This window comes from Sphaerotilus natans (genome assembly GCF_900156335.1).
In the GTDB taxonomy this organism is placed as follows: domain Bacteria; phylum Pseudomonadota; class Gammaproteobacteria; order Burkholderiales; family Burkholderiaceae_C; genus Sphaerotilus; species Sphaerotilus natans.
Genome location: NZ_FTMZ01000002.1, coordinates 176,430 through 191,884, shown reverse-complemented (window position 1 = coordinate 191,884; position 15,455 = coordinate 176,430). Strand labels below are relative to the sequence as shown.

The following is a 15,455-nucleotide window of genomic DNA, read 5'->3' as shown; positions in this document are numbered from 1 at the left end:
AGACCCGCTCCGGTTGACGCTCAGGCCTTCTTCCGACCGTGCTTTTTCCGGCTCCGGCCTCGATCCGGCGTGAATGGCTCGCCCCGGGAGGGCGCCGCTACACTGGCGGACCGCCGTCGCTCGCTCTGCCCCATGTCCTCGCCCCGTCTTCTTGCGGTCGATACCGCCACCGACACCGTCCATCTTGTGCTGGTCGACGGCCCGGATGCGCTTGTCCGGGCGCTGCCCGGCGGTGCACAGGCCTCGGCGGCGCTGCTGCCGCAGGTGGCTGCGCTGCTGGCCGAGGCCGGTCTGGCGCTGCGCGATCTCGACGCGATCGGCTATGGCCGTGGCCCCGGCGCCTTCACCGGTCTGCGCACCGCCTGCGCGATCGCGCAGGGCCTGGCGGTCGGCGCCGACCGGCCGATGCTGGCGCTCGACACGCTGGCGGCGCTGGCAGCGTGTGCGCGGCGTCGGCTTGGCGCGGCCGCCACCCCGACGGTCTGGAGCGCGCTCGACGCACGCATGGGCGAAATCTACGCGGCGCGCTGGATCGCCATGCCGGATGGCGGCTGGCAGGCCGACGGCGCGGTCGCACTGTGGTCCCCTGCGGCGCTGGCCGAGGCCATCACGGCGCGGCCAGCGCCGATCGTCGGCAACGCGCTGCTGGCACAGGCCGAGGTGCTGCCGCCGCTGGCCGCCGCGCTCGGCCTGGCGACCGACGCGCAGGCGGTGCCCGACGGCCTGGCGCTGGCCGAGCTGGCACGTGCGGCCTGGGCGGCCGGCGCGACGCTCGATCCGGCGCTCGCGCTGCCGCTCTATGTGCGCGACAAGGTCGCGCAGACCACCGCCGAGCGCGAGGCCGCGGCCCGCGCCGCCCGCGGGGAGGCCGCATGAGCGCCGCGGTCGGTGCGGCCGAGCCGATGCTGCTGCCGATGGGCGTGCAGCTGCTCGACGCGGTGATGGCGATCGAGGTGCGCGCCTATCCCTTCCCGTGGAGCCGAGGCAACTTCGTCGACTCGATCGCGGCGGGCTACCTGACCCGCTGCCTGGTCTCGCCCGAGGGCGAACTGCTCGGCTACATGGTGGCGATGGCGGGCTTTCGCGAGTGGCATCTGCTGAACGTGGCGGTCGCGCCCGAGCACCAGGGCCGCGGACTGGCGCGCCAGCTGATGCAGGCGCTGCGCGAGCATGCCGAGATCGAGGGCGCCGACTGCCTGTGGCTGGAGGTCCGCCCCAGCAACCACCGCGCCCGGGCGCTCTATGCGCGGCTGGGCTATGCGCAGGTCGGCGTACGGCGCGACTATTACCCGGACGCCGGCGGCCGGCGCGAGGACGCGCTGGTGCTGTGCCTCGAGCTCCAGCCCGGAGCAGCCGGATGAGCGCGCGCTGGAGCGAGCGCCAGCAGGCGATGCTGCGCGAGATGGGCGTGACGCTGTGGCTGCCGCCGGCGCCCGCCGAGGCTGCCTTGCCCGAAGCGGCGACGCCCGAGCCGGTGCCCGCTGAGGCGCCGGTGCCGTCTCCTGCACCCGCACCTGCACCGCCGCCGGTCCTGATGTCCCGACCGGCGGTGGTGTCGGCCGCGCCGAATCCGCCGTCCGCCCCGCGGCCGCTGGCCGCGCGTCCGTCCGGCGTGGCGGCGATGGACTGGCCGGCGCTGCGCGAGGCGGTCGCCGGCTGCGAGGCCTGCGGCCTGTGCCGCAGCCGCCGCAACACCGTCTTCGGCGTCGGCCATCAGCAGGCGCAGTGGATGATCATCGGCGAGGCGCCCGGCGAGCAGGAGGACCGACAGGGCGAGCCCTTCGTCGGCAAGGCCGGCCAGCTGCTCGACAACATGCTGCGCGCGGTCGGCCTGACCCGCGCCGAGGCCGGGCCCGAGCAGCAGGTCTACATCGCCAACGTGCTGAAGTGCCGCCCGCCGCTGAACCGCAATCCCGAGCCGCAGGAGGTCGCGCAGTGCGAGCCCTTCCTGAAGCGCCAGGTCGAGCTGGTCGCGCCGAAGCTGATCCTGGCGATGGGGCGCTTTGCGGTGCAGTCGATCCTGCAGACCGGCGAGCCGATCGGGCGGCTGCGCGGGCGGGTGCACGCCTACCACGGCGTGCCGGTGGTGGTCACCTACCACCCGGCCTATCTGCTGCGCAACCCGGCCGACAAGGCGCGCTCCTGGGACGATCTCTGCCTGGCGCGCGAGGTGCTACGCGGGGGCGCGACGCCCGCCTGAGCGCGGGCGCCGCTCAGTGGCGCGTGCCCAGGTAGCGCTTGCGCCAGAACAGCGCGCCCAGCCCGCCGCCGATGCCGGCCATCAGCAGCAGCGCGATCCAGAAGCCGGTCGCGTCGTGGATCAGCGGCAGCGCGTCGAAGTTCATGCCGAAGATGCCGGTGATCAGGTTCAGCGGCAGGAAGATCGCCGTCAGCACGGTGAGGGTGCGCATGATGTCGTTGGTGCGCTGGCCGACCGCCGAGAAATGCATCTGCACCGCGCTCTCGATCGAGGATTCCAGCCGGCGCACATGGCCGAGCACCCGCTCGATGTGCTCGAGCACATCGCGCGAGCGCACCCGCAGCAGCTCGCGCTCGCGCCGCGCCAGCTCCTCCGGCTCGACCGGCCACTCGTCGAGCGCGTCGATCCATTCCTGCACCGCGCTGCGCTGGTCCTCGCAGATGTCCTCGAGCATGTGCAGCGTGTTGCGCGACTCCAGCAGCATCTGCCAGTCGACGCTGCGGCTGCGCGGGCCGAACAGCTCCTGCTGCAGCGTCGCGAGCTGGCGGGTCAGCAGCCGGCGCAGCTCGAGGTAGCTGTCGACCATGTGGTTGACGATGCGCAGCATCAGGTCGGCCGGGCTGGGCGGGATGCGGCTGCTGCCGTTGCCGCCGGCCGGCATCTGCAGCAGCCGCTGCGCGAAGTGGTCGCGCACCTGGCAGTCGGCCGGATGCACCGTCAGCAGCAGCCGGTCATAGACCGCAAAGCCGACCGGGCTGGTGTCGATCGCCTGCAGCGCGCGCCGTGCCGAAGCCAGCGTGCCATGCTCCTCGTCCAGGAACAGGCTGCTGCTGCCGGGAGCCGCCGCCAGCCGGCGAAAGACCATCAGGTCGTACCAGGAGGTGTAGTCGAACTGCGAGGGCAGCTGGTTGCTGAGCAGGTCGGAGACATGCAGATCGACCAGCGGCCCGCAGCCCCACTGGTGCAGCCGCGACTGCAGCACCGGCACGCCGACCTCGAACTCGCGCCGCGCGCTGGCGATCCAGACGAAGCCGCGCTCGGGCAGGCTGTCGGGCAGGGCGTCGAGCTCGGTGCAGGTCTCCGTGATCAGGAAGATCCGCATTGGAGGATGCGGACTCAGCCGCGCTGACGCAGCAGCCGTGCGGCCTCGAGCGCGAAGTAGGTCAGGATGCCGTCGGCGCCGGCGCGCTTGAAGGCCAGCAGCGACTCCATCATCACCGCGTCATGGTCGAGCCAGCCGTTCTGCGCGGCGGCCTTCAGCATCGCGTACTCGCCGCTGACCTGGTAGGCGAAGGTCGGCACGCGGAACTCGTCCTTCACCCGGCGCACGATGTCCAGGTACGGCATGCCGGGCTTGACCATCACCATGTCGGCGCCCTCGGCGATGTCGAGCGCCACCTCGCGCAGCGCCTCGTCGCTGTTGCCGGGGTCCATCTGGTAGACCTTCTTGTTGCTCTTGCCCAGGTTGCCGGCCGAGCCGACCGCATCGCGGAAGGGGCCGTAGAAGCTGCTCGCGTACTTGGCGCTGTAGGCCATGATGCGGGTGTGGATCAGGCGCCGGGCTTCGAGTGCCTCGCGGATCGCGCCGATGCGCCCGTCCATCATGTCGCTGGGCGCGACGATGTCGACGCCGGCCTCGGCCTGGGTCAGTGCCTGCTGCACCAGCACCTCGATGGTCTCGTCGTTGAGCACGTAGCCGGTCTCGTCGATCAGGCCGTCCTGGCCATGGCTGGTGTAGGGGTCGAGCGCGACGTCGGTCATTACGCCCAGATCGGGGAAGCGGCTTTTCAGTTCGCGCACCACCGTCGGTACCAGGCCCTCGGGGTTGCAGGCCTCGCGGCCGTCGGGCGTCTTGCCCTGCGGGCCCAGCACCGGGAACAGCGCCATCACCGGGATGCCCAGCTCGACGCACTGCTCGGCCACCGGCAGCAGCTGGTCGAGGCTGCGGCGCTGCACGCCCGGCATCGAGCCGACCTCCTGCACCTGACCCTGGCCCTCCAGCACGAAGACCGGATAGATCAGGTCGCTCGGGTGCAGGCGGTGCTCGCGCACCAGATCGCGGGTGAAGGCGTCACGGCGCAGGCGACGGGGGCGGTGCAGCGGATGGCGAGCGGAGGTCGGCATGGGCAGGATCGATGGAAGCGGAGGATTCGTGAGTTGCGGCACGCGGATCACGCGGCCTGCCAAGGCCTGCCAGTGTCGGCGAAGTCCTGCCGATCGCCTACACCATGCCCACCCGCAAAGCCACCGGGAGTCCCCGGGCATTGTCAAAACCGGGGGCGGTGTTAAGATTCATCCTGAATGACACGCCGCTCGGCGTTCATTCCCTGCTTTTCCTCCCTGAGCAGGTGCCTTACCGTGTTGACAGCGCTAAGGCTTCGAAGCCCCGGCACATGCCGGGGCTCTTTTTTTGTCTCGCCGCTTTTCAGCGATTCATCAGCGATTCAGCGCGACTGCAGGACGGGTGCAGCGCGACCCGGCGCCAGCGCCTGCGGCGGCACCGGCGCATCGATCGACACATCCACGCCTTCGTCGAGCCGGACCGGCTGGGTGGCGTGCAGCTCGTCGAACCAGGTGCTGCGTGGCGGATCGAGGTCGCGTGTGCCCGGGCGGCGTGCGCCGGCCTGTCCCAGCGGGTGGGTATCCGGGCCGGTGTCGACATGACGCTCGGCATCCTGGTCCTCGGGCAGCAGGGCCCGACGCACCGCCACCGGATCCGGCAGGACCGACTCGTTCCAGACATGCAGCGGAATGCCCGCGGCGCGCAGCACCCGCTCGACGCGCTGGTGGCGCTTGCGGGCTCGCTCGGATTCGGTCCTGTCGGCCTGGCGCACCTCGATGATGGCCACCACGTTCGAGGCGGCGTCGCACACCATCAGGTCGACGCAGACATGGCCGACACGGCGCAGCCATTCCACATACGACAGCCGCGTCGGCACCTTGATGAAGTGCGACAGCGGCACCTGCGCCAGGATCAGATGGCCGGGCATCGCGCGGCGCAGCACCTCCATCGCGCGCTGGTGGCGCACTGTCAGCACCCGGGTGGCCTCCGGCGGCCAGCCGATCACCGTGTCGACCGCATCGAGCGTGCGCGGCCGTCCCGGGCGGCTGGCCGGGGTGCCGCGCTGGGCGCGCAGACGCCAGACCAGCAGGGCGACGAGGATCAGGCCGCCCGCCAGAAGCAGTGCGCCATCGAGTGGGTTGGCAAGTAAAAAATCCATTCCGTCAAGCTATCCGTGCGCCTGCTTGACGTCAATCCCGCCGAGGGTGTGATGGATGTAACAGAAGTCGGGGTGGTGCCCAGGTCACCGATGTGGCGTTACAACTGTGAATCTTCGCTTGAAAACACCGCCGGGGGTTTTCAGGCCAACTCAGGCCCTGTCAGAACCCCATGCCGCCCATGCCTCCGCCCATGCCGGGCAGGCCCTTCTTGCCGCCGAAGCGTTTCATCATCTTCATCAGGCCGCCGCCCTTCATCTTCTTCATCATGCCCTGCATCTGCTCGAACTGGTTGAGCAGGCGGTTGACCTCCTGGACCTGCACGCCGGCGCCGGCGGCGATGCGGCGCTTGCGGCTGGCCTTGATCAGCTCGGGCTTGCGGCGCTCCAGCGGCGTCATCGAGCGGATGATGCCCTCCATGCGGCGCACGTCGCGCTCGGCCTTGTTCATGTCGGCCTGACCGGCCTTGGCGGCCAGCTCGGTCGGCAGCTTGTCGAGCAGGCCCGAGAGCCCGCCCATCTTCTTCATCTGGCTGATCTGGGCCAGGAAGTCGTCGAGGTCGAAGCCGCCGCCGCCCTTGACCTTCTCGGCGAGCTTCTGCGCGGCCTCGATGTCGACGCCCTTCTGGACCTCCTCGACCAGCGCGACGATGTCGCCCATGCCGAGCACGCGTCCGGCGTGGCGCTCGGCGTCGAAGACTTCCAGGCCGTCGATCTTCTCGCTGACGCCGGCGAACTTGATCGGCGCGCCGGTGATCTGGCGCACCGAGAGAGCCGCGCCGCCGCGGCTGTCGCCGTCGAGCTTGGTCAGCACGATGCCGGTCAGCGGCAGCGCTTCCTTGAAGGCGCGGGCGGTGTTGATCGCATCCTGGCCCTGCATCGCGTCGACCACGAACAGCGTCTCGACCGGGTCGAGCGTGGCGTGCAGGTCGCGGATCTCGGCCATCAGCGCCTCGTCGATCGCTAGGCGGCCGGCAGTGTCGACCAGCAGCACGTCGATGAAGTGCTTCTTCGCGTAGTCCAGCGCGGCCAGCGCGATGTCGCGCGGCTTCTGGTCGCCCGAGGAGGGGAACCACTCGCCGCCGGCCTGCTTGGTCACGGTCTTGAGCTGCTCGATGGCGGCCGGGCGGTAGACGTCGGCCGAGACGGTGAGCACCTTCTTCTTGCGGCGCTCGATCAGGTGGCGGGTCAGCTTGGCGGTGGTGGTGGTCTTGCCGGCGCCCTGCAGGCCGGCCATCAGGATGATCGCCGGCGGCTGGGTGGCCAGGTTCAGGTCGGCCACGCCCTCGCCCATGGTCGCGGCCAGCTCCTTGTGCACGATGCTGACCAGCACCTGGCCGGGCGTGAGCGAATTGGCGACCTCGGCGCCGAGCGCGCGCTCCTTGACGCGGGCGATGAAGTCGCGCACCACCGGCAGCGCCACGTCGGCCTCCAGCAGCGCCATGCGCACCTCGCGCAGCATGTCCTGCACGTTCGATTCGGTGATGCGGGCCTGGCCCCGCATCGTCTTGACCATGCGTGACAGGCGTTCAGAAAGAGCGGAGGCCATCGGGTGTCCCGGGTAAGGAGGATAAGTACACTGTGCGGGTGATTCTATCGACCCCCATGTCCCTCGGACTGACCCCGTGGCTGGTGCCGTCGCTGGCGGCGCTGGCGGGCTATCTGCTGGCGATGCGCCCGGGCGAGCGGCCCTGGCGGGTCCGGCTGCTGCCGCTGGCCTGGCTGGCGCACGGTCTGGCCGGCGTGCTGCATCTCTTCGGCATCGGCGAGCCTGGCCAGGGCGTGCGCTTCGGCTTCGCGCCGGCACTGGCGGCCACCGCCTGGCTGGTGATCGGCCTGCATGCGCTCGAGAGCCGCTTCGTGCCGGTGCCCGGGGTGCGGCGCTGGCTGGCGCTGGCCGGGCTGATGACCCTGGCGCTGGCGATGCTGTTTCCCGGCGAGGGCCTGCGCTCGAGCTCGCCCTGGGCGCCGCTGCACTGGATGATGGGCCTGGCCTCCTACGGCCTGGTGGCGGCCGCGGTGCTGCACGCGGCCTGGCTGGACCGGGCCGAGCGCCAGATGCGCGACCGCTCCCGCGCCCGGCTCGAGGCGCCTGCCGGCGCCATCGGCCTGCCGCTCCTGACGCTGGAGCGGCTGACCTACCGCTTCGTCGCCGCCGGCTTCGTGATGCTGACGCTGGCGCTGCTGCTGGGCGCGTGGTTCACGCCGGTCTGGCACTGGGACCACAAGACGGTGTTCTCCCTGTTGGGCTGGGTGGTGCTGGCCGGGCTGATGGCCGGGCGGCAGTTCTTCGGCTGGCGCGGCCGGCGCGCCACCCGCTGGCTCTATGCGGGCAGCGTGCTGCTGCTGCTGGCCTATGTGGGGTCGCGCTTCGTGCTGGAGGTGCTGCTGCAGCGCCTGCCGGCCAGCGCCTGACCGGACCGCCTCCTTCCCGAACCCGACGACGACACGCACTCCTTCACCATGCTGGGCAAGCTGCTGCTGATCATTCTGGCCGTTCTCGGCATCGTGTGGCTGCTGCGTGGTGCGCGTCGCACTGGGGGCGACGCTGACCGGACTTCGCGCGCGCCGCAGGACGCCGGGGCGCTGCAGCCGATGGCGCGTTGCGCGCATTGCGGCTTGCATCTGCCCCAGGCCGAGGCGCTGCTCCACGACGGCCAGGCCTACTGCGGCCGGCTGCACCGTCTGGCCGGTCCGCGTGCGCCCTACGGGCGGCGCTGAGGCGGTGCCGGGGCGGGCATGACGGGCGGGCAGGGTCAGCAGCGTCGGCGGGGGCGCCACGGCGGCATCTGGTTCCAGACCATGGTGCTGGGGGCCGAGCGCACCGGCCCGCTCGACGCTGATCTCGACACCGACCTGTCGCCCGACACCCGGCCTGGACCGAGCACCGCCCCGGCCGCTTCCGAGGCGGGCGAGCCGGTGCGACCCTTCGTGCGACGGGGCCCGCAGACGCCGCCGGCCGCTGCCGAGACGCCGGGGCCGGCCGCGCCCGACAGCCCGCCCCGGCCGCGCAGCGAGCCGCCGGCGCCGCTGCTGCGGCTGTTCCGCGCCTTCTCGATCGCCCGGCTGCTGCTGGGGCTGCTGCTGCTGGGCATCCAGGGCCTGGTGGTCTTCTATCTGGGCGGGCGGGCGCAGTGGCCGACGCTGGCCGTCTGCGCGCTGCAGGTGGCCGCCGCGGTGGCGGTGCTGGCCTGGCCGGTGCCGCCGGACGGCTACATGGCGATTTCCGGCCGGCTGCGCGGGCGCTGGGCGCTGGCGACGGTGGCGGTGGACCTGATCGCCTTCACGCTGCTGCTGTCGCTGAGCGGGCCGTCGGTCAACGCGGTGGCGCTCTACATGCTGCCGGTGCTGATGGCCGCCACGCTGATGCCACGCCGCCCGGCGCTGGGTGTGGCCTCGCTGGTCGTGCTGCTGATGCTGGCCGCGGCCTGGTGGGGCACCGACACCCCGGCCGAGCTGGCCGCCGCGATGATGCATGCCGGCATCGCCGGCGGCGGCGTGATGACCGTCGCGGCGCTGGCCGGCGAGCTGGCCGACCGGCTGGCGCGTCAGGAGCTGGCCGCGCGCAACACGCTCGAGCTGGCGCGCCAGCAGGCGCGGCTGAACCGGCTGATGATCGAGGAGATCCAGGACGGGGTGATGGTCGCCGATCGCCACGGGCGGGTGCAGGCGGCCAATCCGGCCGCGCTGCAGCTCATCGGGCTGCCGGAGGGCGGGCGCTTCGAGGCCTTCGGGCTCGACCGGTCGCCGAGCTGGGCGCCGCTGCAGCAGGCGCTGGCGCAGGCCTTCGCCGAGGGCGCCTGGCCCGAGGCAGGCCGCGAGCTGAGCCTGCGCCTGCCCGGCCCGGGCGGCGACGAGCGCCAGGCCCAGGAGCGGCCGCTGCGCCTGCGCATGCGCTTCGCCCGGCGCCGCACCCGTCCGGGCGAGGCGCTGTGCGTGCTCTTCCTGGAGGATGTGCGCACGCTGCGCGCCCGCGAGCGCCAGGAGCGGCTGGCGGCGATGGGCCGGGTCTCGGCCGGCATCGCGCACGAGATCCGCAATCCGCTGGCGGCCATCGCCCAGGCCAACGCGCTGCTGGCCGAGGAGCTGCTCGACCCGGCGCAGCAGCGCCTGGCGCGCATCGTCGCCGACAACGTGGTGCGGCTGCAGCGCATCGTCGACGATGTGGCCGAGGTCTCGCCGGGCGCGCCGCGCGAGGCGCCGGTGATCGATCTCGGCGCCCAGGTCAGCGCGCTGTGCGCCGACTGGTCGCGCACCGCCGGCATCCGGGCCGACCGCGACGCGGTGCTGTTCGTCGATGCCGGCGACCAGCCGCTGCCGGTGCGCTTCGACATCGAGCATCTGCGCCGGGTGCTGGTCAATCTGCTCGACAACGCGCTGCGCCACGGCAGCGGCCAGCCGCATGCGGTCTGGGTGCGCGCCTGCGCACGGCCGCAAGGCCTGGTCGAGCTGTCGGTGGCCAGCGACGGCGCGGTGATCGCGCCCGATGTCGAGCCGCATCTCTTCGAGCCCTTCTTCTCGACACGCAGCCGCGGCACCGGCCTGGGCCTGTACATCTGCCGCGAGCTGTGCGGGCGCTACCGCGCCGCGATCGAGTTCCGTCCGCGCGGCCCCGGCGCGCGCCACCGCAATGTCTTCGTCGTCACCATGCCGCGGGTCGCGCTGGCTTCGGGCGCGACGATGCTTCCTGCCGCCGCCCCATGACTCCGCCCCTGGTTGCCGCCGCGCCGCGCCTGCTGGTCGTCGATGACGAGCCCGATCTGCGCACCCTCTACGAGCTGGCGCTGCTGCGCGAGGGCTACGACATCGAGACGGCAGACTGCGTCGAGGAGGCCTGGGCGCTGCTGCAGGCCGCTCGCTTCGATGCCGTCATCACCGACATGCGCCTGCCCGACGGCAACGGGCTGGAGCTGCTGCGCCGGCTCGAGCAGGCCGGCCGGCCCGAGAAGACGCTGGTCATCACCGCCTACGGCTCGGCCGAGAACGCGGTGCTGGCGCTCAAGGCCGGTGCCTTCGACTATCTGACCAAGCCGGTCGACCTGCGCCAGTTCCGCAGCGTCGTGGCCTCGGCGCTCGGGCGGGTGCCGGCGCCGCCGCGTGCCACCGCGGCCGTGATGGGGATCATGGGCGCCGCCGTGCTGGCGGCCCCGCCGGTCGCGGCGCTGCAGCGCCTGTCGGGCGGCTCGGCGGTGATGGGCCAGGTGCGCGAGCTGGTGACCAAGGTGGCGCGCAGCATGGCGCCGGTGCTGGTGCACGGCGAGTCCGGCACCGGCAAGGAGCTGGTGGCCCGCGCGGTCCATCAGGTCAGTCACCGCGCCGCCCAGCCCTTCGTCGCGGTCAACTGCGGCGCGATTCCCGAGCCCCTGCTCGAGGCCGAGTTCTTCGGCTACCGCAAGGGCGCCTTCACCGGCGCCAGCGAGGACCGCGAAGGCTTCTTCCAGGCCGCCAGCGGCGGCACGCTCTTTCTCGACGAGATCGGCGAGCTGCCGCTGGCGATGCAGAGCAAGCTGCTGCGCGCGATCCAGGAGCGCGCGGTGCGCCCGGTCGGCGCCACCGCCGAGCAGGTGCTCGACGTGCGCATCATCAGCGCGACGCACCGCGATCTCGAGGCCGAGGTGCGTGCCGGGCGCTTTCGCCAGGATCTGTACTACCGCCTCAACGTCATCCAGGTGCGGGTGCCGCCGCTGCGCGAGCGGCTCGACGACCTGCCGCTGCTGTGCGAGACGGTGCTGGCGCGCATCGCCGCCGAGTCCGGCCTGACGACGGTGCCCCGGCTGACGCCGTCGGCCCTGGCCCGGCTGGCCCGGCACGACTTTCCCGGCAATGTGCGCGAGCTCGAGAATCTGCTGCACCGGGTGGTGGCGCTGTCGGGCGGCGGCCGGGTCGATGTCGACGATCTCGGGCTGCCGGGCGCGTGCGTGTCGGATGCGCCGGCCGTGCCGCCGGCTGCCGTGCCTGCCGGGCGCACGGGTCCGACGGGTCTGGTGGGTCCGACGGGCGAGCCCCCGTTGCCCGCGGACCTGATGGCCCATCTCGACGAGGTCGAGCGCGAGGTCCTGGTGCGCGCGCTGGCGCTGCACCGTGGCAATCGCACCGCCGCCGCCGCCGCCATCGGCCTGACGCTGCGCCAGATGCGCTACCGCATGAGCCGGCTGGGCGTGCAGGCCGCCGGCGACGGCAGCGAGGGCAGCGACGAGGGCGAGGAGGGCGGCGCATGAGCCCGGTTGCCGTCCGGCGTCGCCAGCCTGCGCCGACGCCCGTCTCGCCCTGGCAGGACGGCTGGCACCGCGACGCGCGTCGGGTGCCGAGCCCGAACTTCGGGCCGCGTCCCCCGGGTCGGGCGGTCGCGCTGGCGATCATTCATTCGATCAGCCTGCCGCCCGGCCGCTACGGCGGCGACGCGATCGAGCGGCTGTTCACCAACCGGCTCGACCGGGAGGCGCACCCGTATTTCGCCGGTCTGGCCGGGCTGGAGGTGTCGGCGCATTTCCTGATCCGCCGCGACGGCGAGCTGGTGCAGTTCGTGCCGGTGGACGGGCGCGCCTGGCATGCCGGGCGCTCGTCGTGGCGCGGCGTCGACAACTGCAACGACCACTCGCTGGGCATCGAGCTCGAGGGCCTGGAAGGACACGCTTTCCGCGCCGCGCAGTACCGGGCGCTGGCGCGGCTGCTGCGGCAGGCCGCGCAGGCCTGGCCGATTCTCGAGGCGGTCGGCCATGAGCATGTCGCGCCCGGGCGCAAGCAGGATCCGGGCGCGGGCTTCGACTGGCGCCGACTGGCGCGCCACCTCGGCGCACGCAAGCCGCTCCTGCCGGTCCTGTCAAGAGGCATGTGAACTGAGGAACACTAGCCATAGTGTTTTGCAGATCGCAGCACACTACAGCTAGTGTTATGCTCGCGTCCGTCGCGGCTGCGGGCTCTCCGCAGAACGGCCGCGCGTCCCGCACAGCAGAGCCAGAACCACTCCCCATTCCACCGTCCAGGACGGCCCGCCACAGGCAGGTCGACCGGGGCGGCGCATTGCCGACGACGACCGCCTGACGTCCTCAGGGAACGAACCCAGGAAGACTCCATGTCCATGCAGACCACCGACTTCAGCTCCATCGATCCGACCTCGACCGCCCCGACCGCGCCGTCGGCCTCCGCCTACGCCGGCTACCAGATCATCCGCCGCAACGGCGCGGTGGTCGCGTTCGAGCCGCACAAGATCGCGGTGGCGCTGATGAAGGCCTTCCTGGCGGTGCGCGGCGCGCAGGGCGCGGCCTCGGCCAGCGTGCGCGAGACGGTCGACGTGCTGACCGAGTCGGTGGTGCGCGCGCTGCTGCGCTCGCGCCCGAGCGGCGGCACCTTCCACATCGAGGACGTGCAGGATCAGGTCGAGCTGGGCCTGATGCGCGGCAGCCACCATGATGTGGCACGTGCCTATGTGCTGTACCGCGAGCGCCGCGCGCAGGAACGCCTGAGCCAGGGCCGCGCGCCGGCGCAGGCGCCGGCCGACGTCGTCGTGCAGGACCACGGCCAGCGCAAGCCGCTGGACAAGGGCGGCCTGCAGGCGCTGGTCGAGTCGGCCTGCGCCGGCCTGGGCGAGGAGGTCACCGCCGCGCCGGTGCTGGCCGAGACGCGCCGCAACCTGTATGACGGCGTGCCGGTCGAGGAGGTCTACAAGGCCGCGATCCTGGCCGCGCGCACGCTGATCGAGAAGGACCCGGGCTACACCCGCGTCACCGCCCGCCTGCTGATGCACACCATCCGCCGCGAGGTGCTGGGCGACGACGTGACCCAGGCCGAGATGAGCCAGCGCTACCCGCTGTATTTCCCCGAGTTCGTGCGTCGTGGCGTCGAGGCCGAGCTGCTCGACGAGCGCCTGCTGCAGTTCGACCTGCCGCGCCTGGGCGCCGCGCTGCGTCCCGAGCGCGACATGAACTTCGACTACCTCGGCCTGCAGACGCTGTACGACCGCTACTTCCTGCATGTCCGCAAGGCCCGCATCGAGCTGCCGCAGGCCTTCTTCATGCGCGTGGCCATGGGCCTGGCGCTCAACGAGGTCGACCGCGAGTCGCGCGCGATCGAGTTCTACGAGGTGCTGTCCTCGTTCGACTTCATGTCGTCCACGCCGACGCTGTTCAACGCCGGCACGCGCCGCTCGCAGCTGTCGAGCTGCTACCTGACCACGGTGCCCGACGATCTGGATGGCATCTACGAGGCGATCAAGGACAACGCGCTGCTGAGCAAGTTCGCCGGCGGCCTGGGCAACGACTGGACCCCGGTGCGCGCGCTGGGCTCGCACATCAAGGGCACCAACGGCGAGTCGCAGGGCGTCGTGCCCTTCCTGAAGGTGGTCAACGACACGGCGGTGGCCGTGAACCAGGGCGGCAAGCGCAAGGGCGCCGTCTGCGCCTACCTGGAGACCTGGCACCTCGACATCGAGGAGTTCCTGGAGCTGCGCAAGAACACCGGCGACGACCGCCGCCGCACCCACGACATGAACACCGCGAACTGGATTCCGGACCTGTTCATGAAGCGCGTGATGGAGGGCGGCGAGTGGACGCTGTTCAGCCCGTCGACCTGCCCGGACCTGCATGACCTGTTCGGCACCGCCTTCGAGCGCGCCTACGCCGCCTACGAGGAGAAGACCCGCTCCGGCGAGATCAAGCTCTTCAAGCGCGTGCGTGCGGTCGACCTGTGGCGCAAGATGCTGACGATGCTGTTCGAGACGGGCCATCCGTGGATCACGTTCAAGGACGCCTGCAACCTGCGCTCGCCGCAGCAGCATGTCGGCGTGGTGCACTCGAGCAACCTCTGCACCGAGATCACGCTCAACACCAATGCCCAGGAGATCGCGGTCTGCAACCTCGGCTCGGTCAATCTGGCGCATCACCTGACCACCGGCGCGGACGGCGCCAAGGTGCTCGACCAGGCCAAGCTGAAGAAGACGGTGTCGGTGGCGATGCGCATGCTCGACAACGTCATCGACATCAACTACTACGCGGTGGCCAAGGCGCGCAACTCGAACCTGAAGCACCGCCCGGTCGGCCTGGGCCTGATGGGCTTCCAGGACGCGCTCTACCAGCTGCGCGTGCCCTACGCCTCGCAGGCGGCGGTGGAGTTCGCCGACCGCTCGATGGAGGCGATCTGCTATCACGCCTACTGGGCCTCGACCGAGCTGGCGGCCGAGCGCGGCCGCTACGCCACCTACGACGGCTCGCTGTGGTCCAAGGGCATCCTGCCGCTGGACTCGCTCAAGCTGCTGGCCGAGGCGCGCGGCGGCTATGTCGAGGCCGACACCTCCTCGACGCTGGACTGGGAGGCGCTGCGCCTGCGCATCCGCGACAACGGCATGCGCAACTCCAACTGCGTGGCCATCGCGCCGACGGCGACCATCTCGAACATCATCGGCGTGGACGCCTCGATCGAGCCGTGCTTCGGCAACCTCTCGGTCAAGTCGAACCTGTCGGGCGAGTTCACCGTGGTCAACGAGTACCTGGTGCGCGACCTGAAGAAGCTGGGCCTGTGGGATGACATCATGGTCATGGACCTGAAGCATTTCGACGGCTCGCTGCGCCGCATCGACCGCGTGCCCGAGGAGCTCAAGCAGCTCTACGCGACCGCCTTCGAGGTCGAGCCGCGCTGGCTGGTCGAGGCCGCCTCGCGTCGCCAGAAGTGGATCGACCAGGCGCAGAGCCTGAACATCTACATGGCCGGCGCCTCGGGCAAGAAGCTCGACGAGACCTACAAGCTCGCCTGGATCCGCGGCCTGAAGACCACCTACTACCTGCGCACGATGGGCGCCACGCACGCCGAGAAGTCGACCGGCCGCGCCGGCCAGCTCAACGCCGTCAGCGCCGGTGGCAGCAGCACCGGCCAGAGCGCGATGGAGAAGGCCGCCGCCGCCGCGCAGGCGCAGATGGCCGCCGCCAGCGCCGCCTCGACGCCGGCCACCGACGTCAAGTTCTGCGCCATCGACGACCCCGGCTGCGAAGCCTGCCAGTGATCGCCCGGCATCGCCGGCGCCTCATGCGCGCCGCAGCGATGCCCCC

General features: G+C 71.6%; 13 protein-coding genes. 9 read left to right on the top strand and 4 right to left on the bottom strand.

Going from position 1 to position 15,455, the window contains the following annotated elements; translation table 11 throughout:
• Positions 1–132 precede the first annotated feature (132 nt).
• The 3 genes from tsaB to BW996_RS02585 are packed head-to-tail and all read left to right on the top strand — an operon-like array spanning position 133 to position 2,200.
• On the top strand, positions 133–876 hold the full coding sequence (tsaB, locus tag BW996_RS02595; RefSeq protein ID WP_037484925.1) for a tRNA (adenosine(37)-N6)-threonylcarbamoyltransferase complex dimerization subunit type 1 TsaB: 744 nt from the start codon (positions 133–135) through the stop codon (positions 874–876).
• A complete protein-coding gene (rimI, locus tag BW996_RS02590) occupies positions 873–1,361 on the top strand; it encodes a ribosomal protein S18-alanine N-acetyltransferase (protein WP_037484923.1) in 489 nt (162 codons plus the stop codon). Before tsaB ends, rimI begins: the two co-directional genes overlap by 4 nt.
• Positions 1,358–2,200 (top strand): uracil-DNA glycosylase, encoded by an 843-nt coding sequence (locus BW996_RS02585; protein ID WP_037484922.1) that lies wholly within the window; start codon positions 1,358–1,360, stop codon positions 2,198–2,200. The genes rimI and BW996_RS02585 overlap by 4 nt, the downstream gene beginning before the upstream one ends.
• A 13-nt stretch (positions 2,201–2,213) precedes the next feature.
• Here the strand turns inward: BW996_RS02585 and BW996_RS02580 are convergent, their stop codons facing one another.
• The 4 genes from BW996_RS02580 to ffh all read right to left on the bottom strand — a co-directional run bounded on the left by BW996_RS02580 (position 2,214) and on the right by ffh (position 6,967).
• Entirely contained in the window at positions 2,214–3,302 is a 1,089-nt protein-coding gene (locus BW996_RS02580) for a magnesium transporter CorA family protein (protein WP_037484921.1), read from the bottom strand.
• A 14-nt stretch (positions 3,303–3,316) separates the two neighbouring features.
• Positions 3,317–4,324 (bottom strand): porphobilinogen synthase, encoded by a 1,008-nt coding sequence (gene hemB, locus BW996_RS02575; protein ID WP_037484920.1) that lies wholly within the window; start codon positions 4,322–4,324, stop codon positions 3,317–3,319.
• Positions 4,325–4,644: 320 nt separating this feature from the next.
• Positions 4,645–5,421: a DUF2726 domain-containing protein gene (locus tag BW996_RS02570; protein WP_037484919.1), complete on the bottom strand. Its 777-nt coding sequence runs from the start codon at positions 5,419–5,421 to the stop codon at positions 4,645–4,647.
• A gap of 160 nt (positions 5,422–5,581) precedes the next feature.
• Positions 5,582–6,967 (bottom strand): signal recognition particle protein, encoded by a 1,386-nt coding sequence (gene ffh / locus BW996_RS02565; protein WP_037484918.1) that lies wholly within the window; start codon positions 6,965–6,967, stop codon positions 5,582–5,584.
• A gap of 56 nt (positions 6,968–7,023) precedes the next feature.
• Between ffh and BW996_RS02560 the strand changes: the two genes are divergently transcribed.
• The 6 genes from BW996_RS02560 (at position 7,024) to BW996_RS02535 (ending at position 15,409) form a co-directional block, all read left to right on the top strand.
• Entirely contained in the window at positions 7,024–7,833 is an 810-nt protein-coding gene (locus BW996_RS02560; protein ID WP_139330712.1) for a cytochrome C assembly family protein, read from the top strand.
• Positions 7,834–7,881: 48 nt separating this feature from the next.
• On the top strand, positions 7,882–8,139 hold the full coding sequence (locus BW996_RS02555) for a PP0621 family protein (protein WP_076458550.1): 258 nt from the start codon (positions 7,882–7,884) through the stop codon (positions 8,137–8,139).
• Positions 8,140–8,157: 18 nt separating this feature from the next.
• Positions 8,158–10,122: an ATP-binding protein gene (locus tag BW996_RS02550; RefSeq protein WP_076458547.1), complete on the top strand. Its 1,965-nt coding sequence runs from the start codon at positions 8,158–8,160 to the stop codon at positions 10,120–10,122.
• On the top strand, positions 10,119–11,636 hold the full coding sequence (locus tag BW996_RS02545) for a sigma-54-dependent transcriptional regulator (RefSeq protein ID WP_037485276.1): 1,518 nt from the start codon (positions 10,119–10,121) through the stop codon (positions 11,634–11,636). Before BW996_RS02550 ends, BW996_RS02545 begins: the two co-directional genes overlap by 4 nt.
• Positions 11,633–12,253 carry a 1,6-anhydro-N-acetylmuramyl-L-alanine amidase AmpD gene (gene ampD / locus BW996_RS02540; protein ID WP_037485274.1) on the top strand — a complete coding sequence of 207 codons (621 nt, stop codon included), beginning with the start codon at positions 11,633–11,635 and terminating at the stop codon, positions 12,251–12,253. Before BW996_RS02545 ends, ampD begins: the two co-directional genes overlap by 4 nt.
• A 243-nt stretch (positions 12,254–12,496) precedes the next feature.
• Positions 12,497–15,409: a ribonucleoside-diphosphate reductase subunit alpha gene (locus tag BW996_RS02535; protein WP_081838284.1), complete on the top strand. Its 2,913-nt coding sequence runs from the start codon at positions 12,497–12,499 to the stop codon at positions 15,407–15,409.
• Positions 15,410–15,455 lie beyond the last annotated feature (46 nt).